26 protein-coding genes and 1 riboswitch are annotated in these 25,811 nt (G+C 50.7%); of the genes, 14 read left to right on the forward strand and 12 right to left on the reverse strand.

Annotation, left to right across the window (positions count from 1 at the left end; genetic code table 11):
• Nucleotides 1-90: 90 nt before the first annotated feature.
• The 4 genes from SynPROS91_RS06065 to SynPROS91_RS06080 form a co-directional block, all read right to left on the reverse strand.
• Complete coding sequence (locus SynPROS91_RS06065) at nucleotides 91-345, reverse strand: SemiSWEET family sugar transporter (protein WP_186515636.1); 255 nt, start codon at nucleotides 343-345, stop codon at nucleotides 91-93.
• Between the two features lie 113 nt (nucleotides 346-458).
• Nucleotides 459-935, reverse strand: a complete 477-nt coding sequence (locus SynPROS91_RS06070) for a hypothetical protein (RefSeq protein WP_186515637.1) — start codon at nucleotides 933-935, stop codon at nucleotides 459-461.
• Between the two features lie 609 nt (nucleotides 936-1,544).
• Nucleotides 1,545-1,886, reverse strand: a complete 342-nt coding sequence (locus SynPROS91_RS06075) for a hypothetical protein (protein WP_186515638.1) — start codon at nucleotides 1,884-1,886, stop codon at nucleotides 1,545-1,547.
• A gap of 76 nt (nucleotides 1,887-1,962) precedes the next feature.
• Nucleotides 1,963-2,775 carry a J domain-containing protein gene (locus tag SynPROS91_RS06080; protein WP_186515639.1) on the reverse strand — a complete coding sequence of 271 codons (813 nt, stop codon included), beginning with the start codon at nucleotides 2,773-2,775 and terminating at the stop codon, nucleotides 1,963-1,965.
• Between the two features lie 269 nt (nucleotides 2,776-3,044).
• Here SynPROS91_RS06080 and SynPROS91_RS06085 point away from each other — a divergent pair, with 269 nt between their 5' ends.
• Entirely contained in the window at nucleotides 3,045-3,770 is a 726-nt protein-coding gene (locus SynPROS91_RS06085; RefSeq protein ID WP_186515640.1) for a 16S rRNA (uracil(1498)-N(3))-methyltransferase, read from the forward strand.
• Nucleotides 3,771-3,931: 161 nt separating this feature from the next.
• On the opposite strand, the gene SynPROS91_RS06090 is transcribed toward SynPROS91_RS06085, so the two are convergent.
• The gene (locus SynPROS91_RS06090) at nucleotides 3,932-4,456 is read right to left on the reverse strand and encodes a HupE/UreJ family protein (RefSeq protein ID WP_370586797.1); all 525 of its coding nucleotides are present in this window, start codon (nucleotides 4,454-4,456) and stop codon (nucleotides 3,932-3,934) included.
• 117 nt (nucleotides 4,457-4,573) lie between these two features.
• Nucleotides 4,574-4,720: riboswitch (cobalamin riboswitch) on the reverse strand.
• Between the two features lie 1,085 nt (nucleotides 4,721-5,805).
• Here SynPROS91_RS06090 and SynPROS91_RS06095 point away from each other — a divergent pair.
• Nucleotides 5,806-6,471, forward strand: a complete 666-nt coding sequence (locus SynPROS91_RS06095) for an SDR family oxidoreductase (RefSeq protein ID WP_186519540.1) — start codon at nucleotides 5,806-5,808, stop codon at nucleotides 6,469-6,471.
• Nucleotides 6,472-6,630: 159 nt separating this feature from the next.
• Here SynPROS91_RS06095 and SynPROS91_RS06100 read toward each other — a convergent pair whose 3' ends face one another.
• Nucleotides 6,631-7,479 (reverse strand): NAD-dependent epimerase/dehydratase family protein, encoded by an 849-nt coding sequence (locus tag SynPROS91_RS06100; protein ID WP_186515641.1) that lies wholly within the window; start codon nucleotides 7,477-7,479, stop codon nucleotides 6,631-6,633.
• Between the two features lie 204 nt (nucleotides 7,480-7,683).
• Here SynPROS91_RS06100 and SynPROS91_RS06105 point away from each other — a divergent pair, with 204 nt between their 5' ends.
• From SynPROS91_RS06105 to SynPROS91_RS06120, 4 genes are all read left to right on the forward strand, one after another.
• The gene (locus SynPROS91_RS06105) at nucleotides 7,684-8,403 is read left to right on the forward strand and encodes a class I SAM-dependent methyltransferase (RefSeq protein WP_186515642.1); all 720 of its coding nucleotides are present in this window, start codon (nucleotides 7,684-7,686) and stop codon (nucleotides 8,401-8,403) included.
• A gap of 1 nt (nucleotide 8,404) precedes the next feature.
• Nucleotides 8,405-9,565, forward strand: a complete 1,161-nt coding sequence (locus SynPROS91_RS06110) for an NAD(P)/FAD-dependent oxidoreductase (protein WP_186515643.1) — start codon at nucleotides 8,405-8,407, stop codon at nucleotides 9,563-9,565.
• Nucleotides 9,556-10,650, forward strand: coding sequence for a type III polyketide synthase (locus SynPROS91_RS06115; RefSeq protein ID WP_186515644.1), 1,095 nt, complete (start codon nucleotides 9,556-9,558; stop codon nucleotides 10,648-10,650). The genes SynPROS91_RS06110 and SynPROS91_RS06115 overlap by 10 nt, the downstream gene beginning before the upstream one ends.
• A gap of 99 nt (nucleotides 10,651-10,749) precedes the next feature.
• Nucleotides 10,750-11,247: a DUF411 domain-containing protein gene (locus SynPROS91_RS06120; protein ID WP_186515645.1), complete on the forward strand. Its 498-nt coding sequence runs from the start codon at nucleotides 10,750-10,752 to the stop codon at nucleotides 11,245-11,247.
• A gap of 114 nt (nucleotides 11,248-11,361) precedes the next feature.
• Here SynPROS91_RS06120 and SynPROS91_RS06125 read toward each other — a convergent pair whose 3' ends face one another.
• Nucleotides 11,362-11,838 (reverse strand): ureidoglycolate lyase, encoded by a 477-nt coding sequence (locus tag SynPROS91_RS06125; protein ID WP_186515646.1) that lies wholly within the window; start codon nucleotides 11,836-11,838, stop codon nucleotides 11,362-11,364.
• Nucleotides 11,839-12,225: 387 nt separating this feature from the next.
• Here SynPROS91_RS06125 and SynPROS91_RS06130 point away from each other — a divergent pair, with 387 nt between their 5' ends.
• A complete protein-coding gene (locus tag SynPROS91_RS06130; RefSeq protein WP_186515647.1) occupies nucleotides 12,226-12,606 on the forward strand; it encodes a hypothetical protein in 381 nt (126 codons plus the stop codon).
• A gap of 79 nt (nucleotides 12,607-12,685) precedes the next feature.
• Here SynPROS91_RS06130 and SynPROS91_RS12370 read toward each other — a convergent pair whose 3' ends face one another.
• Complete coding sequence (locus SynPROS91_RS12370; protein WP_370586748.1) at nucleotides 12,686-12,952, reverse strand: hypothetical protein; 267 nt, start codon at nucleotides 12,950-12,952, stop codon at nucleotides 12,686-12,688.
• Nucleotides 12,953-13,355: 403 nt separating this feature from the next.
• Here SynPROS91_RS12370 and SynPROS91_RS06140 point away from each other — a divergent pair, with 403 nt between their 5' ends.
• Nucleotides 13,356-13,985, forward strand: a complete 630-nt coding sequence (locus tag SynPROS91_RS06140) for a CAAD domain-containing protein (protein WP_186515648.1) — start codon at nucleotides 13,356-13,358, stop codon at nucleotides 13,983-13,985.
• Nucleotides 13,986-14,130: 145 nt separating this feature from the next.
• Here SynPROS91_RS06140 and SynPROS91_RS06145 read toward each other — a convergent pair whose 3' ends face one another.
• Nucleotides 14,131-14,700: a hypothetical protein gene (locus SynPROS91_RS06145; RefSeq protein ID WP_186515649.1), complete on the reverse strand. Its 570-nt coding sequence runs from the start codon at nucleotides 14,698-14,700 to the stop codon at nucleotides 14,131-14,133.
• A 254-nt stretch (nucleotides 14,701-14,954) separates the two neighbouring features.
• The gene (locus SynPROS91_RS06150) at nucleotides 14,955-16,229 is read right to left on the reverse strand and encodes a cytochrome P450 (protein WP_186515650.1); all 1,275 of its coding nucleotides are present in this window, start codon (nucleotides 16,227-16,229) and stop codon (nucleotides 14,955-14,957) included.
• 257 nt (nucleotides 16,230-16,486) lie between these two features.
• Between SynPROS91_RS06150 and SynPROS91_RS06155 the strand changes: the two genes are divergently transcribed.
• Nucleotides 16,487-17,875, forward strand: coding sequence for a PhoH family protein (locus SynPROS91_RS06155; protein ID WP_186515651.1), 1,389 nt, complete (start codon nucleotides 16,487-16,489; stop codon nucleotides 17,873-17,875).
• A gap of 14 nt (nucleotides 17,876-17,889) precedes the next feature.
• Nucleotides 17,890-18,780 (forward strand): LOG family protein, encoded by an 891-nt coding sequence (locus SynPROS91_RS06160; protein WP_186519542.1) that lies wholly within the window; start codon nucleotides 17,890-17,892, stop codon nucleotides 18,778-18,780.
• Between the two features lie 188 nt (nucleotides 18,781-18,968).
• Here the strand turns inward: SynPROS91_RS06160 and SynPROS91_RS06165 are convergent, their stop codons facing one another.
• Complete coding sequence (locus SynPROS91_RS06165) at nucleotides 18,969-19,112, reverse strand: hypothetical protein (protein WP_186515652.1); 144 nt, start codon at nucleotides 19,110-19,112, stop codon at nucleotides 18,969-18,971.
• Nucleotides 19,113-19,407: 295 nt separating this feature from the next.
• Nucleotides 19,408-19,641 (reverse strand): DUF3136 domain-containing protein, encoded by a 234-nt coding sequence (locus SynPROS91_RS06170; protein WP_186515653.1) that lies wholly within the window; start codon nucleotides 19,639-19,641, stop codon nucleotides 19,408-19,410.
• A 522-nt stretch (nucleotides 19,642-20,163) separates the two neighbouring features.
• Here SynPROS91_RS06170 and pstS point away from each other — a divergent pair.
• The 4 genes from pstS to SynPROS91_RS06190 all read left to right on the forward strand — a co-directional run bounded on the left by pstS (nucleotide 20,164) and on the right by SynPROS91_RS06190 (nucleotide 25,770).
• On the forward strand, nucleotides 20,164-21,144 hold the full coding sequence (pstS, locus tag SynPROS91_RS06175; protein ID WP_186519544.1) for a phosphate ABC transporter substrate-binding protein PstS: 981 nt from the start codon (nucleotides 20,164-20,166) through the stop codon (nucleotides 21,142-21,144).
• Nucleotides 21,145-21,318: 174 nt separating this feature from the next.
• On the forward strand, nucleotides 21,319-22,506 hold the full coding sequence (gene chrA, locus SynPROS91_RS06180; protein WP_186515654.1) for a chromate efflux transporter: 1,188 nt from the start codon (nucleotides 21,319-21,321) through the stop codon (nucleotides 22,504-22,506).
• A 107-nt stretch (nucleotides 22,507-22,613) separates the two neighbouring features.
• Nucleotides 22,614-23,612, forward strand: a complete 999-nt coding sequence (locus tag SynPROS91_RS06185; RefSeq protein WP_255439635.1) for an esterase-like activity of phytase family protein — start codon at nucleotides 22,614-22,616, stop codon at nucleotides 23,610-23,612.
• Between the two features lie 10 nt (nucleotides 23,613-23,622).
• Nucleotides 23,623-25,770: a PhoX family phosphatase gene (locus SynPROS91_RS06190; RefSeq protein WP_186515655.1), complete on the forward strand. Its 2,148-nt coding sequence runs from the start codon at nucleotides 23,623-23,625 to the stop codon at nucleotides 25,768-25,770.
• Nucleotides 25,771-25,811: the final 41 nt, after the last annotated feature.

A 25,811-nucleotide genomic window follows, 5' to 3' on the forward strand; every position in this document is an offset into this window, starting at 1 on the left:
CGAAACCGAAAAAAGTCTACGTTGTTAGCTAGGCATTCTTATATTATTAAATCACTGGTCCAATAAAGAAATTTTAAATTTACGTATAGACTATAAATAATTCGACAGCTTGAGAACGAGTACTATTACTGCGGGAACTAATGTAATTAGGTTTGCAATTAACACCGGACCATCACCTACCATCCACCCATAGATTGACCAGAACATTACACCGGTAGTAAATAGCAAATACATTCTTAGTGAGATGGAATGCGTATCTCTACTGCGAAGCGTTTTGAGAGCTTGTGGAAAGAAGCTCAATGTCGTTAGAAATGCTGCAATGTACCCTATTAGATCAGGTGACATTGTTTGCTGTCAATGGATTTCTCATTTTATCAGGAGTATCGAAAATAGTTTGTGTATAGCTTACCTATTTGATAAGCATGATAAGAAACAGTTAAAGAACATATGGAAGCTATTTACTGGGAAGAATCCATCCTTCGCCCATCGTTAGAAGGAGGTGAAACCAATAACAAATCTGCTCTGCACTCACCCATTTGAACAATTAACATTTTTCGTGGGGTTGCATTGAAACCATTGGATGCAACATTTATCGCATAAAGGATGTCATCAATATGACCTAAAGTATCATTACGTGCCTGCTTTTTAATCAAATCTAGTTCCTCAAAAAAGCTCAGAATGTTGCTTTGATGAGTATCCAGCATTTTCACCTTTGTAGCCTCTACTCCTATCTGCATGGCGGTTTCAAGATATTCAATTATCTGCGAATTTGACATTGTTGAAGGCATTTCTATGTGGCCTGTCAACCCCCATAAATTTATTTCAAACAAATCTCCATCTTTATCAATCAATATGCAGGGTGTACTCAAACTGAACAATGGTTGATCTCTGAGTTGAATCCAATGATTCTCAATATCTTTCCAGCTGTTAGACATCAGATTCAATTCTCCACAAATTAATAGATACTCATAAGCTAATCAAGAATAAAAATACTACTTTTCTTGCTTAATTGGATTCCCATTTCGTAAACAACTATTTTTAACATAATAAGCAATTTTTGACTCATCCATTCGAAATATTTGATTCTCAACACAAATGCTGATCTTTACTCAAGATTCCAAGACCTCAACAATCAATCGTACCAACTAATATTGTTTAGAAGTAAATGATATAATTTAAAATTGAAGACATTGAGACCTATGGCTCATCAATTCATGGTGCCCATCGACACCATAGCTTCTTGGTATTCACAGAGCTATTATAGACAAGCAGCTTTAGCAAATCAGTGATCTTTTCGTACTTAACCGTATTCCTGATAGTTTCACTATTTTTCAAGCCTTTCTGGAATCTTTATCGGTTGCTAATCCACTGGTCATTTTTACTTATTTTATCACCTTGGATTGTAGGTAAAGCGCTAAGTGCACGCTGGGCCGAAGATGATTATGGAAATGGACCACGACTGATTGCTCTACCAATAGCATTAGGAGGGTATTGGCTCTTGTATGGTTCGTATGTACATCCTGAATATTCATTATTCCCACTATTCATTTATTACTTTGTGGCTTGGCCAGCATTTCGTCACAGCGACGCTTGGGAAAAATTGAATAGAAAATAATACAAACTAAACTGGCTGCATTTCTCAAGCCTATCTTTAATTGAAGAAGATTATAAGAACTGTATTTAATGAGCATTGCCTCTGCAACCCGAAAGCCTGTACTTGTCTGCCGCTGCGTCAGCAAAATAGGAATTAAGAGACTAGTGCACCCCTCACGTTCTCCAATTAGATAAACTTCCTCAACTTTGATCACTTGAACAGTATCGCGAAGAATCGTACGGATTGGTCTAAGCTTTTTTAAGTAGAATCGTCTCTTGGCATCAAGAACCAAACGTCCCTATGATTCAACATGATCAGGTGGGCCTTATGGATTTATCGCGATATAGTTAACATCACACTAGGTCCATTCAGCTATTCATTATGAGTTGCTGATATGCCTCATTGAGCTTCCGGAATTCTTCAGCTGATCCGCCTATATCAGGGTGATGTTGTTTGACTAAACGGCGGTAGGACTTTTTAATAGAGTCTTGCGATGCACCAGGTTTGAGGCCTAAAACGTGGAGTGCCTCGCTGATCGAAAACTCTGAGGGGTTGTTGTCTCTGCCGTAGGACTGAGAGTGACGATCAGAAGCGCGCTGATCAGACCTGGTTCTGCGATTTTTACGCGAGCTCTGTTGTCTGTTTTTTAATTCAATGACCACCCGTTGAGGGTCTTCGTCAAGCCATTCACGAGACCTAATTCCATACAGAGCAAAAGCTGCAAGCACTGCACATCGTTTTTTCGTGATCGGCTTAAGCGTGGCAACAAATAAATCAGTACCCAGGCCAGGCATCAGCCGATCCAACCGCTGTTGAAGATTGAGATGAGGGTGAAAACTGGCGCGATTCAAGGCAGCGATTAGATGTTCAAGTTCACTGAGGCGAAGGGCATTCCAACCCTGCTGCTTTGCGAGGGCTTCTCCCCATCGTTCAACCTGTTCAGGGGAGACAGATGGGATTGTCTCTCCATGCTCTTGTCTGCGCGCATCTGAGCGCTGTTGTTGTCTTGACTGGGATGGTGTCCATTGACGCTGACGAAGCAAATCAAGCTGGCGTTTCAGCTGCAGCACCTGCCTACGCAGACTGTCATTTTCGGCCAAGAGGGCATCAACGTTGCTTGTAACGGTCTGACGACGACGCGGTTCAGCCGCTGACGACCAACGCCGAGGATCAAATCCCATTAGCAACCAACAGAACCCACGGCATACTCAGCCATTTTCGTTTGATCACCATAGGTTGTACAAGCAGCATCTCAATGAGGTTGTTGTGATCTCCAAAATCCAGACCGTATTGTCTGTGCAGCAGCCATCTGTGCAGCAGCCATCTGTGCAGCAGCCATCCTTGCAGCGACCTTCCTTGCATAACTACCAATTCAGCGTGCTTGGCTCCAAGTCGTAAAGTGAATAAGAGCAGCAGAGTTGTTCAACGTTGAAAAGACTTCTCATTCTCCATGAATATTATTCTTCTCAAACAACAAGATTTCATCCATGATTCAAATACAGCCCTAATCAGTGATTATCGCTTAACACATATTCTGAAAATCTTAAATCCAAGCATTGGACAATCCTTGAAAGTTGGCCTGGTAGGTGGAAGTTGCGGATATGGCATTGTCGAATGCATTGATACACAAGTCGTGAAACTCAAGGTTATCCTAAACGAAAATGCGCCATCTAGGCATAAATTTGATATCGTTCTTGCTTTACCACGCCCCAAAATGTTACGTCGTATTTTGCGTACAATTGCGGAGTATGGGGTAGAAAATCTACATTTAGTTAACAGTGCAAGAGTAGAAAAAAGCTACTGGCAGAGCCCGCTATTACAACCAGAAAAAATAGATGATGCACTGATGGCTGGCATGGAGCGCTCAAAAGATACATTGATGACCAATGTACACTTACATAAAAGGTTTCGACCATTTGTTGAAGACCAATTGTCCCATCTATGTGCTAATCGCAACTGCTGGATTACAGACATGAATGCAGCCAAATCAGCTATTGAACTTGATATTGCTTCAACACCTGCTGTTGTCCTGATCGGTCCTGAAGGTGGGTTCGTTCCTTTTGAAGTTGAACTGGCTACCTCAAAGATTGCAAGATCTATACATCTAGGGAGAAGAGTTCTTAGTGTCGATACGGCAGTAACCACGGTTCTAGCTCAGGCCTTACCAAGCGCTTGACATAAAATAATCAAATGGTTCTTATCAAGAAATAGACAAGGCCAATAAATTATCACAGCGAAGGGGCAAATGACTGCTTTAAAATATATGCAATAAAAAGCCTCCATATCATTGGATATGGAGGTGACAGCATGCGTTTGTTTATATTGATGAAAACGTAGTTAGTCGATCAGGGCCACCCAGGCAAAGGCAATTCCAATACCCATCCAGATTCCAGCACTGAGTCGACGCCCTTGCTCTCCCAGGCGAGCGATCACAGTTTGCGATAAGGAGCAAACAAGCGCTAATAGAACGCCTTGACCAATGAGTAAACCTAAGAAATAGGTGATCAGAGGAGTCGGCTCCGCTCCAACAATGGTGGTACCAAGCAGAAAACCATGGAGGCCGAAGAGCGGCAGAAGCCAGGCGGCTGGAGCTAGTGAAAGAGCAATCAGGCCCTCAACAACAAGGCTTAGCGACACAAGAGCTTCAGCCCAGGGCGCAATCAAATCTGGTAGGGGGATGAACTGAGAGATCAGGCTCCCGCCCAGGCCGATGGCCAGCATTGGGATGATCCAGGCGATCGGCCGCTTCAGGCCAATGAATGCGATGGCCAGCAGAAAGAGCAAATGGTCTGGCCCAAGAAGAGGATGACCAATGCCACTCACTAGACCTGACCATCCACTGAGCTGGCTGCTGTCGCCCATTCCAAACGGGTGGTGAGCGAAGGCGGGGCTTCCAAGCAGAAGCAAAGGAATTATTCCTAGGGAAGCCCACTTCATCGGCCGCAGGAAGGCCTGGTTTGAAAGAGTCAAATGTCGATCCTCGTCGGTTGGAGTTCTGGCGGGCGTTCTGACTGACGACTCCCGAGGAGACGCTTCACAGCTGCGGGACAGCGACGGGGTTTCACCGTTCTTTCCCCGTTTCCTTCTCAGGCTGACCCCTGAGAAACCAATCATCCAATCTTAGCTCGCGTATTCGCGATGAGAATCATTTTCATCCTTGTGTTCTATGACGTTTTGTCGAGGGAATCATGGTTCCCCCCACGCCCGTCCTCTTGATGCCCTCGCTGCCGTAACCACGCACTGCCGGAACATGCACCGTTGTCCAAAAGCTCTCCACAAACCTTTTCAATCAACAGTGAGGGAACTACAGTCAGGCCGCCGAATCCAATGAGAAGGCACATTCTCGTTATTGGAGAACCCACTAACACCTAAGCCAGAAGCGGTAAGCAACGCCGCAAACATTTGGCAAGCATGTTATTGACTGGTTTCTATACAATAGAAGTGACTAACAAGAATAATTTTAAAATACTTAGAGATCCTGAGATTTATTTTCATCCACCCAACCTCTCATTATCGTATTATCTATTCCAAAAATGCACGACCACTTCATCAAGATTGGATCAGCATGCTCGTCCCCATCTAGGCATTAGATTAGCGCTTCCTTTTAGGCGATAACATCAAGCTGAAGGACCAAATTTAATCGCATCTGAAGGATCGACAACACCGAACCAGTGGCTAGCGATAACCTGTGCTTAAGCTCATTTCAACAGAGAAGCTCTGAACACTGCGTTCAACATGATGAGAAAGGCACATGAGTCTTGACGAGTTCCAGCAAGATCTTTCCAAACGGATTGGGAAGCGGGTTATCGAGATCTTCACAAGAGATGGCGAACCAGTTCAGGGTTTAACTGATCTCTACCAACCATCTCCAGCTGGTTTTGCTGGACAGCTGATTGTGGTGAATGGCTCTCGATACTCATGGGAACTGTGGCAAGAGGCCGGAGAAATGTGGAACTTTCAATCAACACTCATCTCTTCATCAATGATCTCTGATTCTGGTTTGATGACTGATAGCAAAAGTGAAACCCCCTAGAGCGATCTGGGATGTAAGCCAAGCCCCTCGCTCCGTTTCAGATCGCTCAGCCAATGCTGACCGTCATACCCCAAGCGATTCAGTGAATGTGACACTCATCAATCAGCGAGGGAATTCCTTGCTGGTGATCGCACCCTCATGATTCCGAACCAAACTGTTGTCTGATTCAGAGGACTCTTTGGCGACCTTTCTTGTTACAGGCGCAAATAGGGGCATCGGGCTTGAGTTCTGCCTTCAACTGCAGGCTCGCCATGACCAGGTGATTGCTGTGTGCCGACAGCCTTCTCCAGATCTTGAGGCCATCGGTGTGGAGATTCAGTCCGGCATCGAACTCACCAGTGAAGCCTCCATCGCCGCGTTAGTTCAGAACCTGAATGGTCGGCGGTTGGATGGAGTGATCCTCAATGCTGGGACTTTGCAATCCATGGGTCTCGAGAACCTGGATATCGAAGGAATCAAACGTCAATTTGAGGTGAATGCCTTAGCACCATTGATGTTGGCCCAATCGCTGATGGGACAGATGCCCCACGGCGCAAAGCTGGCCCTGATTACCAGTCGTATGGGATCAATCGACGACAACACCTCGGGTGGCTCCTACGGGTACCGCATGTCAAAAGTGGCTCTCAACATCGCTGGCCGATCACTATCGATCGATCTGAAGCCACGCGGAATCTCGGTGGCCATCCTCCACCCAGGGCTCGTGAGCACGCGCATGATCAACTTCAATCCAAACGGGATCAGCCCAAAAACAGCAGTATTAGGGCTCTTAACAAGGATTGATGAGCTTCAACTCGAGACCAGCGGGACGTTTTGGCATTCCAATGGTCAGAAGCTTCCCTGGTGAATTGATAAGCCTCAATTCCTGATTGTGTTGATCCAGGTGTTGCATAGAGCTGTTCATCGTTGTGGGCGATCCTTTTTTGGACGTCCCGCAAACAGCCTGAGAAACTGCCATGAGAGCGCTGGTCGAGCTAGCAAAAGAGATGACTAGCTCTAAACATTGCTAAACAGGTGTAGGTAGGAGCATGGAAGGTGAACTCAAACGAAATCCCTCTAATTTAATTTTTTGATTGCTTACTTTGGCATTCATCGCTCGAGCGCCTGGGGTATTTTCATTAGCCCAAATCACAGGAGGCAAACCATCAATGTCACAAATTTCGTTTGACAACTCACGCCTACTGAGCTGCATGTCGTCTACAAGATTGTAGGTTCCAACAAGCTGGTTGCTGAAAGCAAAGCTCACTCCATTAGTGATGTCAAAGATGCCGCTCCAAGCAGGGACATCATTGCCATTTTTGGGGATCTGTTCACCAGCCGCCTGTTTGATCATGGCAACCATGTCACGTCCTGGGCCATAAATTCCACCTAGACGCAGTACACAGATTTTCGTATCAGGGCGATCAATTGTGAGCAAAACATTTTCTGCTTCAACCAACATCGCATTCACAGGATTCAAAGAATCCACAGCCGATTCTTCAGAGACAAGCTCACCTTGCTGATCTCCGTACACACCAGCAGAACTGATGTAAGTCACATGGAGAGGCTCGGTGGACTGACGACAACGCAGAGCCCGGGCCAGATTGCGAATTCCACTTGAAAAAACGGATTGATATCCATCACCGTTTTGTGTTGGTGCCACGCTGATCAGCAAACCCTGCTGATCCTCAAGGAATGAAAAGTCGCAATCTTGCTGAGCAAGATCAAGGCTGATGGGTTCATTGACAACGTTGCGTAACTCAGCAAAACGTTGTGAGCTGCGGGTTGTGCCAACGACGTAATGCCCTTGGTTTTTCATGCTTGCTGCAACGAAGCTGCCGACGTAGCCACAGCCAATGACGGAGTAGGAAGACATCAGGACAACAACGAGTCAATACCTTTTTACAACTCTTTACCCATCAAGCGTGAGTCGGTCGATACCGTATCGAGGATGTGGGAGGTTGCTGATGGGGCTTCATCAAATCTCCATCCGTGAATTGTGAACAGCCAGAAGCCCCACTGAGAGCGGCGTCTCCAGCCCTTATTTTTCCTAGCTTGTTGACGCAAGAAGGGGCGATCGATGATCTGGGGTGCAGCTCTCAATAACCGCGATCGTCAACCGGAAGTGATGGATCAGCCTGGGCTCGATCCCAAGGAGCATGCAAAAGCACTCATGGGCTTGCGGCGCATCAATGCGATCAGCCGCTGTTCTGCAGGCCTGTTTCGTCCCATCGAAGCCCTAGCAATCACTCAGCCAGCCAAGCCACTTCGTGTTCTTGAACTTGCCTGCGGAGGAGGGGATACAGCCATTGACCTTGCTCTGATGGCCAAGCGAAAAGGTTTATCGCTCGACATTCATGCCTGTGATCTGAACCCAGAAGCCGTTGCAATTGCACAGACCAATGCAGTGAGAAGACAGGCAGCCTTAACTGTTTTTACTGCTGATGCATTGGCAAAACCAACAGACCGCAACAGCTTTGATGTGGTGTATTGCACGCTATTTGCGCATCACCTAGACGAGCTTGACGTGGTGCGCCTTTTAGAGGTGATGGCGCTTCGCTCTCGGAAACTCGTCCTCGTGGATGACTTAATTCGTAGCCGACTTGGTTTTGCACTCGCCTGGATAGGCACCCGTCTGTTGAGCCGTTCCTGGGTGGTTCATACCGATGGTCTCCTCTCTGTACGCGCCGCCTTGCAACCCGATGAAATGAAGAGCATCGCCATGCAAGCGGGACTGAAAGATGCCCAGATCAAACGCTCATGGCCGGAGCGATACCTGTTGAACTGGGCCCATTCTTGAGATGCAAACGTTGTGGGATGTCCTGATCATTGGAGGTGGGCCTGCTGGAGGTCTTGCTGCTCTGGATTGTGCGAAGCAAGGAATGCGCGTACTGCTCGTTGAGCAACGATCGTTTCCCCGCTGGAAAGTGTGTGGATGCTGTTTCAACAATCAGGCACAAGCAATTCTTAGTTCTCGAGGTGAGAGCAACTTGATTGTGGATTGCGGCGGACAAACACTGGACAGCTTGCGCCTTGGACTGCGTGGACGTGAAGCAACGTTGTCTTTACCGAATGGCTATGTACTTTCGCGGGAACGATTCGATCAAGCCCTGATCCACGCAGCCATCAAAGCTGGAGCGACAGCACGCTTCGCGATCACAGCTCAAATTGAAGCAACGAGCCCTGGCTACAGACGAGTGCGCCTGAAAGATCATCAAAGTGGGGCTACGAGCCATGTCAAGGCGCGCGTTGTACTTGTGGCCGCTGGCCTTTGTCAGCGTTGTCTTCCCAAAAACGAAGCGGGGCAAAGCCGGATTCGCAAGCAATCAAGGCATGGTGCTGGTTGCGTCGTAGATGATGACTCCGATCACTACCCCAGTGGAGCCATTCACATGGCCATTGGAGATCAGGGTTATGTGGGCTTGGTGCGCAGGGAAGACGGATTGCTCAATCTTGCCGGAGCCTTTGATCGTGACGCCCTATCCCAAGGTCGAGGTGCAGTCGATGCGGCTCAACATGTTTTGAATCAGGCAGGATTTCCTGTGCCACCAACACTTCAACGGGGCCAACGCTGGCAACTCACTCCTGCTCTAAGCCGCAATGCAGATGTAGTGGCAGGGGAACGCTTTCTTGTGATGGGCGATGCGGCGGGATATGTCGAGCCATTCACCGGTGAGGGGATGGCCTGGGCCTTAACGGCAGGTGCTGCTGCTGCACCATTCGTTCTAGAAGGACTGGAACGATGGACTGGGGACTTAGAAACTCGCTGGAAGACAACACTTCAGGTGCATATCGGCAGGCGGCAAATGGTTTGCAGAGCCTTGTCCTCGGTCTTAAAACGACCAGTCCCCACAACAGTTTTATTTGAACTCGTGACACGCTGGCCCTCTGTTGCTGAATCCATCGTTTCCAGTCTGAACGAGGAAAAGCTGCCATCGGCCAAAGGTGAGCCATGCCTCTGATTTTTCGCGGGCTGGGGACCGCAGTCCCCGAGCAAACCGTCAATCAAACAGAGTCCACAACACTGTCTGAATGGGTGAGTGCAGATCGTCCCGATCGGGCCTCGCTTGTACGCCGTATTCAAAGACGCTCGCAAGTTCAAACCAGGGGCAGTGTTTTATTGACAGGCGATACCAAGCAAGCGATCGATCAACGCTTGCCGTTTTACGGCGTTGAAAGCCCAAGCACGGCAGAACGGATGGAGGCGTATCGCCTGAATGCTTCCTTGTTGGCCCTCAAAGCATGCAAACGCGCTCTCGCAGAGTCACAAATCTCTGCTGGTGTGATCACACATCTAATCACCATCAGCTGTACAGGATTTCATGCTCCTGGCGTTGATTGTGATCTTATGGATCAACTTGAGCTGTCTCCCCATATCCAGCGCACCCATCTTGGATTTATGGGCTGTCACGCGGCATTAAATGGTTTACGCGTTGCCCACGCCTTTGTAGACGCTGATCCCAATGCTGTTGTTCTCCTATGTGCTGTGGAATTGTGCAGTATTCATATGCAATACGGCTGGAATCCTGAGCATGTAGTGGCCAACACTTTATTTGCAGACGGTGCTGCTGCTTTAGTCGCAACTGATTCTGAGTCATCCACTCAGAAACCAACTTCAGCAGGCATAAGCCTGAAGGCCTCTGGATCCACACTCATACCAGGGACCCACGATTTAATGCATTGGCAAATTGGAGATCACGGGTTCTCCATGGGCTTATCCCCCAAAGTGCCGGAAGCGATTGCCAGTGCATTGCAACCATGGCTGAGCGAATGGCTCGATGCCCATGGCACAGATCTCAACAGTATTCAACATTGTGCCATTCACCCTGGAGGTCCAAGAATTCTTCAAGTTTGTGCTGATTCCTTGTCTCTCAAAGAAGATCAACTCTCTCATTCGAGACATATTCTGAGTCATTATGGGAATATGTCGTCAGCAACAATATTATTTGTTCTTGAGCATATGCGACAACACGGTTGCCACGGACCATGCGTCGCGCTTGCTTTCGGGCCAGGTTTATGCGCTGAAGTTGCTTTGATGACACTGTAGAAACATTCAAAGTATCTGCTTAGTCGGACCTTTTAATGATCAAAATTCCATTGGAAGGCTCCCGCTTATTATCATTGGGGTGTTGTTGAGCAGATAGAGATGAAACGGTTTTATGCAGGGATTTTGATCGCGCTATTTTTTGCCAGCTTGCCTCTTTCAGTGGATGCACAGCAGACAGCTTTAGACGTGTTGCCATCGCTGAATTCGGAGCCCCTCCCTGAAATTGCCATTTATCGCTCTGAGAGTTGTGGATGCTGCACGAAATGGGGAGAGCACGTGGAATCAGCAGGGTTCCCGATCCAAGACAAGATGATCGAAACGATGGAAACTTTCAAACAAGCCAATGGCATCACCCCGGAGTTGTCGTCTTGCCACACTGCGGTTGTTGATGGCTATGTCGTAGAGGGACATGTTCCCGCGGTATCCATCAAAAAAATGTTGCGCGAGCGTCCATACATCAGAGGTCTCACAGCACCTGGAATGCCCATGGGATCTCCTGGAATGGAAACAGCAGGCGTCAAAGCTGAAGCCTTTGATGTTCTTGCTATTGAGCACGATGGTACGACTACTGTCTTTGATCAGATCAGGCCTGAGTGATGCTGCGCTCCAGGCGAACGAACGGTTCAACTGCTTCCACGACACCCAAACCATCGATTCACTGGCCAGAGAGTTGTCCGTAGCCGATCGGCAGTGGCTGGGGTGTCTGAGGGATCAATTCAGTTTCAAGCTGATCGGGGTGGATAGCGCGTGAAAATTGTGGTCGGTGAGATTCGTATCGGCCAACTCCAGGTTGTAAAACAGGGCAGATGGTGCATTAAAAAAAGGCCCGGCGTGCCAGGTGCCCTGATGGAGCTTTACACCCTCACCGGGGTGGACTTTCACCAAATGCACATACGCAGCACTGAGCTCCTCGGGGTGAAGCTCTGGAGCGGCTACAGCCAACCACCAAGGCTGAGCATCGGCAGAACCTAAGCACTGGGTAGCCCGCTGATGGCGGGTCATGCATGCCAGCACCGGCGGTCGATGGCGTAGCCGCATCACGTAGTAGCGCAGGTCAGCTCCCTCAAATTTGAGTTGGGCATCAATGTCGCGATGGGGCGTCATGTCGTCCACAGGAAGGATCGCAGTGCCAAACCGCTCAAACTTGCAGTTCAGCAAGGAATGGGAGGTCAGGGTTCCTGCAGTCATAACGCGTTGATCTCTTGCTATCAGCCATAGCTCATCCCTTGGCATGATTAAGGATTCAAGTCTGAAAACTGCAAAGAGCAGTGGTTATATCATCCAACGAGAAATGATGACAAGATTCTCTGATTAGCATCTTTAATAGAGCCTGGATAAAACTGATCGCCAGGTTGCATCTGCACTGTCATGAAACACAAACTTTGGCAAGCTTCTTTGACATGACACTCCAAGCATTGACCCATGAGAACCATGGATGGACCTCAAGATCCAAGGTGTGCCAGCAAAGTCTCCGCCTCCATTAGATTTGTCAGACATCCCAAACAAATTATTTCTGAAATATCAAGACAAAGTCTGCATTGATGCATTAAAAAGAATAGAGCTGACTGGTTTCAAATGACCACAAAACAAGAGGCACATACAATTATCAAGGATTGCCTCGAGACCAACAGCGCATGGGTTGAAACCTTTAATGAACTCGGCTGTGTACTGGCATTCGACCTTGACCCGATGCTTGAAGGGACCGTTACTGTGGACTTCATCGTTAAAGATCTCTGGGAAAAAGGAATTAGAGCAACTCAAGATGAAGTGGTTAAAAGTATTTGCAGTTACGCCATTGAAAATGATTATGTCTGGTCAGTAGAAACTATTTTCGACAATTATGACTACACGGCCAAGACTTTGGAGAATCTTGGCGAAGACAGCAAAGCGCTCTTGACAGACTTGGCTGATGAGTCGGGAAATGAAGAATTTAAAACAATGGTCACATCAGGCTGATCATTCATTGAATGATCAGCCATTAGAAAGAGCACGTCATCTGAAAGCAAATAATCAGAGATCTAGAATGACGTCCCGGTCATCCAAATCCGAGGTTAAATCTTCCAGATCTGCCTGACACGCTGAGAAATTCGATGTGATCACTTGCTGGGTCATAAAGGGTGTAATTCGCCCCAGAGCCGATACCGATCACGCTGCGTTTTGGCACGGTGTGCTCTTGTTGATCTTCACCTGCATGATCCTTCACCTTTGACTGAATCGTCCCACCGTTGAGTTGCAGATGGAATTGACGACCACTGCGAGCGGTGAACAGCCGATTGACATCGAGTCGCGTAAGCCGATCCAAAAGAATCAAGGGTGACGTGGTTTCAAGAAGCTGATCACCAACGTCTGCAGAGCTTCAGTGGATTAAACCGCAATCCAGTTCAATAAAGCCAAACTGCAGGGAAGCCAACCAATTGAGATGGTCCACGTTCACCGCTTCACGCAACTTCTGAAGCGTGATGGCTTCGTTTTCATGATCAAATGCTTCTGGCTTTTGACCGCCTCGGTAGCCGTGTTCAGCCAGAAGCTGCTCTTCTCCATCCAGTAGTTATGCCAACTCAGTCGATCAATATGAAAATACCTTCTTTTATTAACCGGGTACTGCTTTCCCATTCACTCTCTTGAAAACTGCATTGATCGGTCATGCGTCACTTATTCATGTATTTATTTAAACAGATTTTTATTGCTCCTTACATGGAGGATTGTTGAGCTTCATCGTTTTCACAATGAGATTTGTGTTCAGATTTAATGTTTCCTTAAATCGACTTTCTTCTCTATTCAATGCCATTCATAATGGGCACATGTCATTAGACGGTGAGATGGTGAAAGGCACATCAGACAATCAAGATGATTTGCCGTTCAAGGAACCAGAGGACGTCTCAACAATTAAGTCAGATGTCTTGGAAGGAGAAGCATTTCAATCGATCCCTGAGCCAGTCATTGGAGCTGCTCCAGGAACTGGTGATCTAAGTGTTCTCCCTTCGCAAGAGCAAGACAGCAAGAACATTGAGACTAATCAATCTCAACTCTTCGGCTATCTTCAGCAGGCTATGGAAACATTACGGGGGCTTAATCTTGAGGGATTTAGGCAACTCTATCCGGTTTTTCTCGCCATCTTTGCAGCATGCCTGCTTGGTTTAGCGTTGTCGCTGTCGGGTAATATGTTGCAATCAATCAATCAATTACCTCTGCTTGGTGGTGTACTTCAAGGGGTTATGGAGGTCGTTGGTTTAGTAGCATTTGCAAGATTCATCTCAATCAATTTGTTGCGACAACACAAAAGGGCTGAATTATTTACGCGCATTGCACTCTTAAAAAAAGAGCTTCTAGGTTGAACTCATCAATCACACCGGTATTTTTTGCTGGTGTGATTCAAGATTGATAACAGCCAGAGTCCATCGTAATGAGTGCCGATTGCTTTGAAGCTCTCCGGGGTGAGCTGACCTTCCTTGAAGGAGTGTTTTGATCAATCCAAGTGCATCAACGGGGTGAAAACAACTCACACTCATAAATGGTGGTACAAGCAGCGATATCGGCGAGGTTTGTGATCGTGGATGGGTGAATCACCGCACTGACGCGCTCAAACAGCAGCGGATCTTCTGGAAGCGGTATCTGCTTAGCGAGCTTTTGCCTTTGCTCGAGAGGAGCTTCGCTATACAAAAGGCTTAGGTGCGGATCGAGCCGATAACCAAGCTCAACGCGAGAGCTTGTGCACAACTGCGTCAACCAGGGAAGCAATTCCACCCTGGCCTCGGCGTTGAAGCGCATCACAAGACTCTGCGTCAACAACGCACTCGCTTCAAAGGCTTTCGGACAAAGCTGCACGGGCCTGCGGCGATCGGCGAGCTGATGGAGTCGATCGATGGCCTGCTCTTGGCTATCAGGGTCATCATCCTTGAGATGATCGCTGTAAAGGGTGACGTGCGGCGGCAACCTGCAGACCCCTCCAGTTTCCCGAATTCCCTCACAAGCCAGGGCCGAAAGCTGCTCCAACACCGCCTGCGCCTCCGGGCCGGGTAGTAACCAGTACGACACGGCAAGTAGGGACATAACAGAACTGGTTGCAAAGGTTTTGAAGGTAAACGTCCTGTGATCGAAGTCCGATCGTTGCTCTGTCGTGGGGGGTTCATCGCTGATGGATAGGCTGCGCCGGCATCACCTACTGCATTCGCCGCGAAACTCTGGAGCAGGACTTCACCATTGATGAAAAGCGAGATGGCGAATGGATTGTTTGCGGAATCGATCAGCCCTGAAAGACCTGAACTTTGCCGAGTTGAAGCGCCTTGACTTACTGAGCAAAACATTCATGGATGTTGATCAGTGGTTGGCGTGGCGCTCACCATCAGGCCGCTACGAGGCGATGGGCTGGGCACAAGTTGCAACGAGAGATCCTGATCCGGTTCCAGCTGCAGATGCACCTTCTGCAGCAGACCCACCGCCATCAAGCGAATCTCCAGTTCCGCCAGGGCCTTACCTAGGCACACCCTTTCACCTCCTCCAAAAGGAAGCAGGGTTTGATCAAACGAACCATCGAGATGGCGTTGGGGGCGAAATTGGGCAAGATCGCTGTTATCCGCTTGCCCTGAGGGGCTCAGGGCCACCTGGATCACGCTGTTCTCTGGCACCTCCACATCCGCTAGCTCAATCTTGTGCAGGCTGCGGCGGAAGAACCCACCCACTGGCGGGGTCTGGCGCATCACTTCCAGCACCGTGGCATCTAGACGCGCTGATTGAGGTGTTGTGGTGGCTGGCCACGACAACTTCAAAAGCTCAGGACGCAACCATTGCATCACCTCCGGGTGGATCAGCAGGGCGCGAAACAGACAGCTCAGAGATGAGGCTGTGGTTTCGTAGCCAGCGAATAGTAGGAGCAACAGTTGTTCCGCAAGGTCGTCGTCATCGAGGGGAATTCCAGCCTCATCAAGACCGCCACTGATCAGATCAAGGCCCCCCTTGTTGTTGCCCTGTTGCAACACCTGTTTGATGCGAGTGACGAGGCGCTGGCGTGCGGCCATCGCGCGGGCAAAGGGAGTGCCGGGGATCGCCAAAGGAATCGAAAACAGAGCCTTGGTCCAGATCTCGAAATCAGCGAAGAGCACCTCTCGGCTGTCGCGATCCAGCCCCAGAACAGTGGTGGCGATCACTGCAAAAGCAAAGCGTCGCATTTTGGTTGACAGCGCCACGCAACCAGCGCTTTGAATCAGATCATTGACGAGCTCCTCGATCAGGGCGGTGATCGACGGGGTGTAGCGAACCAATGCAGCACTTGAAAACAACTGACCAACAACCCGACGGCGGGCTTTATGACCAGGCCCGTTGCGATTGGCCAAAGAGCGGCTGCCGAGCAACTGCTTCACACTTTCGGGCCACCAGCCCTCTAAGGCATCGCCCTGATACAACAACTCAGTGATCGCTCGTTCGCCGCGGATGAACACGATGCGCTGCGCCAGTAATTTGGTGGAAAACACATCCCCATAGGCATCAAAACGCCGCTGCGCAAAGGACGGGTCATTAAAGAAATCGAGGGTCTCCTTCAGGCCGGTCACGGCACCGGTGCTGGGCAAAGGCTTGGCAGTCATGGGCCCGGACGATTGGAGGCGTTCAAGCTATCGATTCGGCGTGGTCAACGCTCCAATGGCCCAACAGAACCCCCACGATGACAGTGCTGGTTCTCAATCGAGTGATCGCTGTAAACAACTACGTTTTTAGAAGGAAGACGGCGCGTCCAACGGTTCTGTAGAGAATAAATAAAGCAATGAGTGACGTCCTGGTAAAGAAGCAAATCACTGTGATTTATACGATCTAAATTACAAACAGAGAAGAGAGAGGGTTTGTCATGAACAAGAAGGTGGTTGTACTCGATACCAATGTTCTCCTGCATGATCCAGAAGCGCCAAGCAGCTTCGGATCGGATCGCATTGTTCTACCGATTCAGGTGATCGAGGAAATTGATCGTTTCAAGCGGGATCCCTCTGAGAAGGGTCGCAACTCCCGTCGGATCGCCCGTCTGCTCGATAGTCTGCGGGAGCGGGGCAACCTCGCAGATGGTGTTCCGTTAACGCCCAATAGCGACGGCACCCTCGAGGTAGCGTTCTGCCGCGCTGAAACCTTGGCCCAGTTGCCACCGGAACTAAGGGGTGGCGGGGGCGACAACAACATCCTGGCTGTGGCTCTGGAACAGATGCGGGCTAAAGGCCTAAGCGAAGCTCCAGAGGTGGTGTTGATCACCAAGGACACCAATTTGCGCATCAAAGCTGATGCCGTAGGCCTGGCGGCGCAGGATTACGCCAACGACAAAGTGGCGATCTCCGACCTCTATCCGGGGGCAAGAGGCGTGAAGGTCTCAGCTGATCTGATCGATGAGCTGCACCAAAACGGACGTCTTTCCTTGAAGGCCCTGCCAACTGAAACGGTGGCGTCTCTGCAGCCCAATGAGGGCGTGACCCTGATTGATCGCGATAGCTCAGACCACACATTTTTGGCGCGACAACACGGTGATTCGGGAGAACTAGAACCTCTGGTTTGGCTCAAACGAGCCCGCCTCGGTCGCCTAAAGCCACGCAATCGCGAACAGAACTTTGCCCTCGATTTGCTGCTGGATCCATCCGTAGAACTCGTCACCCTTGTGGGTAAAGCCGGCACCGGCAAAACCTTGCTGGCGATTGCGGCTGGCTTGCATCAGGTTGCTGATGAGCATCGCTATGCCCGACTGCTGGTAACCCGTCCACCAATCTCACTCGGCAAAGAGATCGGCTTTTTGCCGGGAACTCTGGACGAGAAACTTGCTCCTTGGATGCAACCGATCGTGGACAACCTTGATTTCCTTACCGGTGATGCGATGAGCAATGAGCAAAAGGATGATCGCCGCCGCCATGGTGGTGGTCCTAAAAGCTCCTGGTCTGATCTCCGCGAGATGGGGCTCCTAGAAGTAGAAGCCATTAATTACATCCGTGGTCGATCGATTCCTCATCAATTCATGGTGGTCGATGAAGCACAAAATCTCACCCCTCATGAGGTGAAAACAATCGTGACTCGTGTTGGGGAAGGGACGAAAATCGTGTTCACCGGTGACCCCTATCAGATTGACAACCCCTACGTGGATGCCGAGAGCAACGGGCTCACTTGGCTTGCTGAGCGCTTAAAAGGTCAAGCCCTAGTGGGTCATATGACCTTGACGCGGGGAGAACGTAGTGCTTTGGCTGAACTGGCCGCCAACATGTTGTGAGGGAGTAGCCGATGATGACTTCAAATATTATGGATCCAGGTTTGCCCAGTGATGATCCAGCCCGAGTGGCTGGAAATCTTGAACAGATCATTCACTCGGACAATTATCGGCTCGCGCATCAGGATCTTGATCTTCTGAACAGTTCCTCAATGCGTGGCGTGAGGATGTTGCTGGAAATCAGCAAGCCTGAGCTTTACTTCGCAGAGGCTGGCATTACCTCCACGATCATTGTGTTTGGAGGCGCACGCTTACAGGAAAAGTCAGCTGCAGAAGCAAGCCTCAAAGAAGCGATTCGGGAGCTGGATGCAGATCCAGATTCAACAGCATGGAAGCGAAAGGTGAGCCGTGCCAGAAAGATGCTGGAGCTGTCTTCGTTTTACGATGCAGCAAGGGAATTCGCTTTTTTGGCCTCTCATTTTGGTCAGTCAGGCTCAAACTCAGGTCCTTGTTGTTCATCCCATGTGATTGTGACAGGAGGCGGACCTGGAATTATGGAAGCGGCTAATCGTGGTGCTTTTGATGCTGGTTGCCGTTCGATCGGACTCAACATTGAACTGCCCAATGAACAAAATCCAAACCCCTACATCACTCCAGATCTCTGCTTTAAATTTAATTATTTTGCGCTGCGTAAATTTCACTTTGTGATGCGTGCCGTAGGCGCAGTGTTATTTCCAGGTGGTTATGGCACGCTCGATGAACTTTTTGAGCTGCTAACGCTGCGGCAGGTGGGAACGCAACATGCGATGCCCATTGTTCTCTTCGGAAAAGACTATTGGTCACGCTTGGTTGATTTTGAGTTTATGGCTGATTCCGGACTGATTGACGATGAGGATCTTCAATTGATTCAGTTTGCAGACACAGCTGCTGAGGCATGGGATCTCATTCGCGAATGCTCGTCTTCCTAACAGCTTTCCTATGTCTTTGAATCAATTTACCCTTCAATCCTTAGCGTCGATGACATCCACACCAGCCGCTGAAAACCAACCATTTTAGTGGTATAAAGCAGATAAAAGCGCCGTGACCGAGTCGTGCGTTACTAAACGCCAACTGAACCGGGTCGATCAACCAACGGCTGGATGACAAAGACCACTGATCAGGCGGCCTCAGCGTCTAGCTCCTCATACAACTGTTTGATCTGATCCAATTCAGCCATTAGGTATTGAATCTCAAGCCAGTCAGAAGACAGCTCAATAGCGGTTTCAAGCCGCTCAATCTGACGCTTTAGAAGCAAGGACATCAGCTAAAGAACGGGTTCCGCTATAAAAACGCGCTTAGAAAGTTTTGCAAGCCCCGCAGTGCCAGAGAACAGCTGCGGATTGAGTGATCGGCAGCGGAAGATGCACTGTCATCTGGGTTTGGAGATGTCAACCACCCTGCCAAAATCGGTAGGCAACGCAACTCAACAACCAAGTCAATCAACATATTGAATGATCGAAGGTCTGGCATTCTGCCTTCCAACGATCAGTTCTTGATCGATAAAGTTCGAACAATCAACCCAAGATTAGAGAGAGTGGAGAATTTCGCCGAACGAATTAAATCTCCCTGAGTATCAACCTAGTACGAATATATTTATAGAAAAGATATTCAGGTGAGTGGTAAATCTTGGGTAGTGAAGAGTGCAGACGCTGTAAGCAGTCCCAGCATATTGTTCGTTTAACTTTTTCAAGACTACTGCCGGCCTCAACTAACAATCGCAAGGCTTTGCAGTAGGAGGGGAAACCACTTTCCAGGTCTGCAATGGTTCTTGGCTTTATGGTCTTAGTCATTGGTGATGACTAAAGGCAAATTCAGTTTGATCTAACGATTAGCTCATTAACTGTGTCAGAGATCACTTGATCGAGTATCAGAATTTTAGTTGTAGTAACAGCTACTTTTTATCGTGTCTTTTAATACGTGGATAATCTGGAAGTCACGGATGACGCTCTGAGGTCACTGAAGGTTTCGTCGGACAATCAGACCTCCTCCCTTCCATGCAACTGACTTAAAGGAAGAAATGACACAGGCCATCAAGGAAACTCTTGAACCTCATGAGCTCACCTTGATCTGGTGGTGTTGACGCAATCAGATCAAGGTGATGGTCGCAGGCAACTAGCGTCTATAAGAATTCAGAAAATGAATAACAGCATGCAAGCTTGTAACCTAGACGACACCATGAAGTCGCAGTATTAACAACGCGTTAACAGCTTAACCGAGAGTTAACAATACCTTCATCTGTTCTTATCAGTGCTTGGAGCTACTCGGGCCTAGTTTTGAAATGTGTCAAAAATGGCATCACCAAGTCATCAATCATGAACTCATTTAAGAAGCTTTCAATTGCCACTATTTTGGTTGCATTTGGAGCTGGAGTCTCTACACATGCAGCTCCTCGCCTTACAGGAGCTGGCGCTTCATTCCCAGCCAAGATTTACACCCGCTGGCTTGCAGACCTAGCTAACTCAGGTGGCCCACAGGTCAATTACCAATCCGTTGGTTCAGGGTCTGGTCGCCGTCAGTTCATGGCAAACACAGTTGATTTCGGTGCATCGGACGATCCGATGAAAAAGAAGGACATGGCCAAGGTGACCCGCGGCGTGGTCCAAATTCCTATGGTTGGTGGCACGATTGCGTTCGGCTACAACAAGCCAGGCTGCGACGTGAAACTGACTCAAACTCAGGCCGTGCGCATTGCAATTGGCAAGCTCACCAATTGGAAGGATCTTGGTTGTGCCGCTGGCACGATTACTTGGGTGCATCGCTCAGACGGCTCTGGCACCACCAAGGCTTTCACCAATTCCATGCAGGCTTTTTCTCCTGAATGGACCTTAGGAACTGGTAAGTCTGTGAAGTGGCCTGGTAAGAATGCTGTAGGCGGCAAAGGTAACGAAGGTGTTGCAGCCGTCATTAAAAATAAAGTTGGAGCAATCGGTTATGTCAACCAGTCCTATATCAAGGGCAAAGTTGTAGCCGCAGCACTTCAGAACAAATCTGGTGAGTACCTGAAGCCCTCAGTTATTGCTGGCGCCAAGGCACTCAATGGGATCACCCTCGATAAGGACTTAGCAGGTAAGAACCCCAATCCAACTGCAAGAGGTGCTTACCCCATTGCAACCTTGACATGGATCCTGGCTTACAAGACTGGGAATGGTGCTAAGACCCAGACTGTTCAAGACACCTTGAACTACATGCTGAGCAGCAAAGCTCAGAATGTTGCTCCCTCACTTGGCTTTGTTCCACTGAAGGGCAACATCCTGGCCAAGTCCAAAGCAGCCGTAAAAATGATCGGCAAATAATCAAAGCAACCTGAGCAAATTGCATACGTTAAGCCCCGCTACATGCGGGGTTTTTTATTGCCTACTTGACTTCTACAAGCATCAGAAACTTGGCTTGGGAGTGGAACTATGTGTTCTAACTATCAAGGTATGTTTTTAGATTCACTAGCGTCTAGAAGAGACGTTTCCTCCGCTATGTCTGCCTTACTGGAGGTATTCCTTCAGTTTTTTGCCTTGGGCTGCACATCCTTTGGAGGTCCTGTTGCCCACCTTGGCTACTTCTATGAGCGCTTTGTGCAGCGCGAACGGTGGCTCACGGCAGATGCCTACACCGATCTCGTCGCGCTGTGTCAATTGCTACCAGGACCATCGAGTTCCCAGGTGGGGATGGGTATTGGCTTGATCAGGGCTGGATGGCTGGGAGGTCTAGCAGCCTGGGTTGGCTTCACTCTGCCGTCTGCAGTGTTGATGGTCTTAGCCGCAGCCTTGCTCTCGTCTCAAGCGCGCTGGTTCGGCGATGGCTGGATCCACGGCCTTCTGGTGGCTGCAGTGGCTGTCGTGGCCCAGGCAGTTCTGTCACTCCAGAAGAAACTCGCCCCAGATCGGGAGCGGGCCACCTTGATGGCTTTGTCTGCCGTTCTTGTTCTGATCGTCCCTCATGCCTGGGCGCAACTACTGGCCTTATTCATTGGCGGGCTGGCAGGCCTTTTGGTCCTCACACCACCAGAACACGCGTCATTGCAGTCGGAGCGACTTGCCGTTCCGCTCAGGCGGTCGCTTGCTTTGGTGTTGTTGGGGTTTCTGTTGGTGTTATTGCTGGCTCTGCCTTGGCTTTCGGCGGCGGATAGGCCACTCGTTATTCAACAGCTCAGTGGATTTCTAAGGACCGGTGCGTTGGTCTTCGGGGGTGGGCACGTGGTGCTGCCCCTCTTGGAGCAGTCCCTTGTTCCCCACGGTTGGATCGGGCTAGATCAATTTTTAGCGGGGTATGGGTTTGCACAAGCCTTACCCGGGCCGATGTTCAGCTTTGCTGCATTCCTCGGCTTTGACCTACAGGCGGGGCTTCATGGCATCGGTGGCGCAATGGCGGCACTCATCGCTTTGTTTGCTCCAGCATTTCTATTAATCGGAGGCATCTTGCCCTTCTGGAGTGACCTTGGCCGCCTCTCGTCGATGCGTCGGGCTTTAAGGGGGGTCAATGCAGCGGTGGTTGGAATTCTGCTGGCCACGCTGTATCAGCCGCTTTGGCAGGTGGGGATCGTTGGCGGCGAAGAGTTTTGCTTGGTGATGGTTGCTTTTGTGTTGTTGGTGGGATGGCAACAACCCGCCTGGCGAGTGGTGATCTTTTGTGCCGCGATGGGACGTGTGTTTTTAAGCCATTAGATCAATCAGGGATGACCTGCTTGCCTCTGTTTCGTTCCAGCAAATGCGGTTTGATCTGTAGACAGAATTGACTATTCAGCACCCATCACTACTTTTGAGTTGAATCAGTGCACTCCGTTGATGCAACGGTTGCGCCTCGCAACTTGATTTCTATGGACCTGCCACTGCCCTGTCCGCTCCAGGCTGGCTGGGAGTTGGTGCGGACGATTGAGCTGCCCAGGACCCTCGCCGATGGCCTGCCCCTGGGTGGTTTCTCTGCTGCGGCATACCAACAGAAGCATGATCGCCTCTGGCTGCTCAGCGATGCACCCACCGGGCATCTGGTGCCGTGGGGGGGACTGGCCAAGCTGCTCAAGGGCAAACATGACACACTCCGACCTGGCCGCAGAGTGCTGGTAAGGGGAGGTGATGGCCAGCCGCTGCCGAAGGGCTTCGATGGGGAGGGTTTGGTGATTGAGGGCGGGCAGGCCTGGATCGCCAGTGAAGGTCGCCGCTCGTTGGAACGCCCGGCCCGGTTGATCCGCATCGATCTAGGCAGCGGCCGGCTGGAGAAGGAGCTGCCGTTGCCCCAGGGCTGGCTCGCCACCCCGGGGAAGGGCCTTGGCTCCAACAAAGGCCCGGAATCACTGACGGCCCTTGGACCAGGGGATCTGTTGCTGGCAGCGGAGGCGCCGTTGCTGCAGAACCAAGCTGGGGAAGGGATCAGCCTGATGCGCCGCCGTCCTGGGGAGGCAATCCGATCCACCGGGGCACTCGATCCGGGTGCCTTAGGGCGCCATGACGGAGTGACGGAGCTGCTAGCCCTGCCAACTCGACAGCTGCTGATGAGCCTGAAACGAGGGTTTAATCCGCCTGATGAATGGACGGCCCGCCTTCAGTTGTTTGCCTTACCTGACCCGCAAGGTCCACCGGTGCAGCCGATCATTGGCTGGGATCTGCTGGACGCAGGTTTGCCTCCGGACAACTGGGAGGCCATGGCGCTGGGCCCCGAGCTGTCGGATGGACGACAGACACTGGTATTAGCCAGTGATGACAACTTCAATCCGCTTCAGTCAAGCTGGGTAGCGGTGTTGACTCCACGCCGCACCGCCGCTTGCACTGATTGAGGGTTGACCGATGCGCCGACGTTCCGTGCTCTCCCTGCTCGGCTTCGGCGGAGTCGGTGTGTTGACGACCAAGGGACTGTCGGGATGCGTGTTAGATGGGCGCAATATCAGCGCTGCCAGGGATTTTCCCTTTCAGCCTGTGCGGGTGCCGCTGCCGGTGAATAGCGATGGCCTCAATGCTGATCAGCAACAGGCGACCTACCGCGAGCAGGTTCTGGAGGATCGGTTAACCGTTCCAGAAGGGTTCCGATCCGATCTGCTTGCGGCCTGGGGTGATCCTCTCGGCACTAGTCGTTTTGGCTACAACAACGATCACCTTGGCTTTCTGCAGCACGATCCGAAGCGGGCCTCGATGACCGTAAATTTTGAGTACATCAGTGCCATGCCCTGGGTACAGGGCTTTGAGGAGGTGGTGGGCAGGCCCCTACCCTTTGCCGCCCTGGTATCGGCTCTGCAGCCCAGAGATGGCGTCATCGACTGCGGTGCACTCCCTGCCGGTGACCTCCTTCTGCAGCAGATCCGTGTCGTCGCCGATGAAGCGATGACCGACCTAGGGATTGGGGTAATGACCCTGCAGCGGGATGATCAGGGCAACTGGACACGGGCGCAGGGCGCCCAGGATCGCCGTATCACGGGCATCAGTGGTCTGGAGGATCCTCTGCAGCAGCTACTCAGCAGCGGTCCGGCCACCGCGGTGTTTACGGCCAGCAACCGGCAGGGCTACGACGACGGCCTGGGCGACAGGATCATCGGCACCTTCGCCAACTGCGGCGGCGGCACCACGCCCTGGGGAACCGTGCTCAGCGCTGAGGAAAACTTTCAATCGCAGGTGCCAGAACCGGTCTATGCCGATGGCAGCGCAGCGGCGCCATCGCAGCAACCGTTTGTCTGCAGGGAGGGAAAACTAGGTGGGCTTGGCAATGTCTACGGACTGGCAGGCAATAAGTACGGCTGGATGGTGGAGGTGGATCCGATGTCACCCGATCAGCCCGTTGTGAAGCACACAGCCCTTGGTCGCTTCCGCCATGAAGCCGTGGCGGTGCGGGCCGAAGCCGGCAAGCCGCTTCAGGTCTATTCGGGGTGTGACCGCCGCGGCGGGCATCTCTATCGCTTCGTCAGTGCTGACAGCATCGAAACGATCCAGGACAAGCGGAATTCACGCTTATTCGAGAACGGCGAACTCCAAGTGGCGCGTTTCCATGCCGATGGCAGTGGTGAATGGCTGGCGGTTACACCGGAGGCGGTGGTCGATCCTTTCCTCCCAAGCCGCTTCAGCGATCGGGGTCTCGGCTGCCCGGTGGAGCTGCCTCACCGTGATCGCAACCAGCCTGGAGCGGAACTCTTCCGTGAGGACTCCGCTGTCGAGGACTACTGCCGTCGTTTCAACAGCTTGGCTGATCTCTATCGCGGTGAGGGCGATGCTCTGCAGGGCGCGATTCTGGTGGACGCTTACCTGGCAGCCAGTGCGATCGGAGCGACCCCTACCGCTCGTCCAGAGGACACCAAGATTGATCCGATCACTGGTGATCTGTTAATCGCATTCACCTCAGGCTCCCCTGGGTCTTCTGGTGGGGCTGACCCCGCGGTGTTTCGAGGGCCAGATGGTCAAAACAGCTGGCCTAACGGTTGGGTGATGCGTCTTAGTGATTCAGGAGAAAAGGACTTCACCTGGCGTATGGCAGTGACTGGTGGCACGCCATGGGCCGGTGGTCTCGGCTTCACCAATCCAGACAATGTGGCATTGGACAGCCAAGGCAATCTGTGGATTGTGACTGATCGCTCGATGAAATCCTCGGCAGGGGATGTCTTTGGGAACAACAGCTGTTGGTTCGTGCCTCGCAATGGCAATGGTGATGAAACGGCCGCTTGTTTCGCCACTGGTCCCATGGAGTGCGAAGTCACAGGAGTCTGCCTTGACCAGGCAGAGGCGTCGCTATTTCTGGCGGTACAGCATCCCGGTGAGGTGTATGGCACCCGAGCCAAAGGAGATGATGAATTTCAGGCCCATGACCTGGTGGATCGCGCTGGCCGAACCTTTCAACAACTACGCAAGGTGCCGCTTGGATCAAATTGGCCTGCTCAGGCCCCTGGTCGACCACCTCGACCAGGCGTGGTGGCCATCCGCAGACAGAATGGTGAGGCTCTTCTGAAGGCCTAAATCAAGCTCAAATCCGTGTCTACTAGATAGCGGAGGCAGAA

This window comes from Synechococcus sp. PROS-9-1, assembly GCF_014279775.1.
Taxonomy (GTDB): Bacteria; Cyanobacteriota; Cyanobacteriia; order PCC-6307; family Cyanobiaceae; genus Synechococcus_C.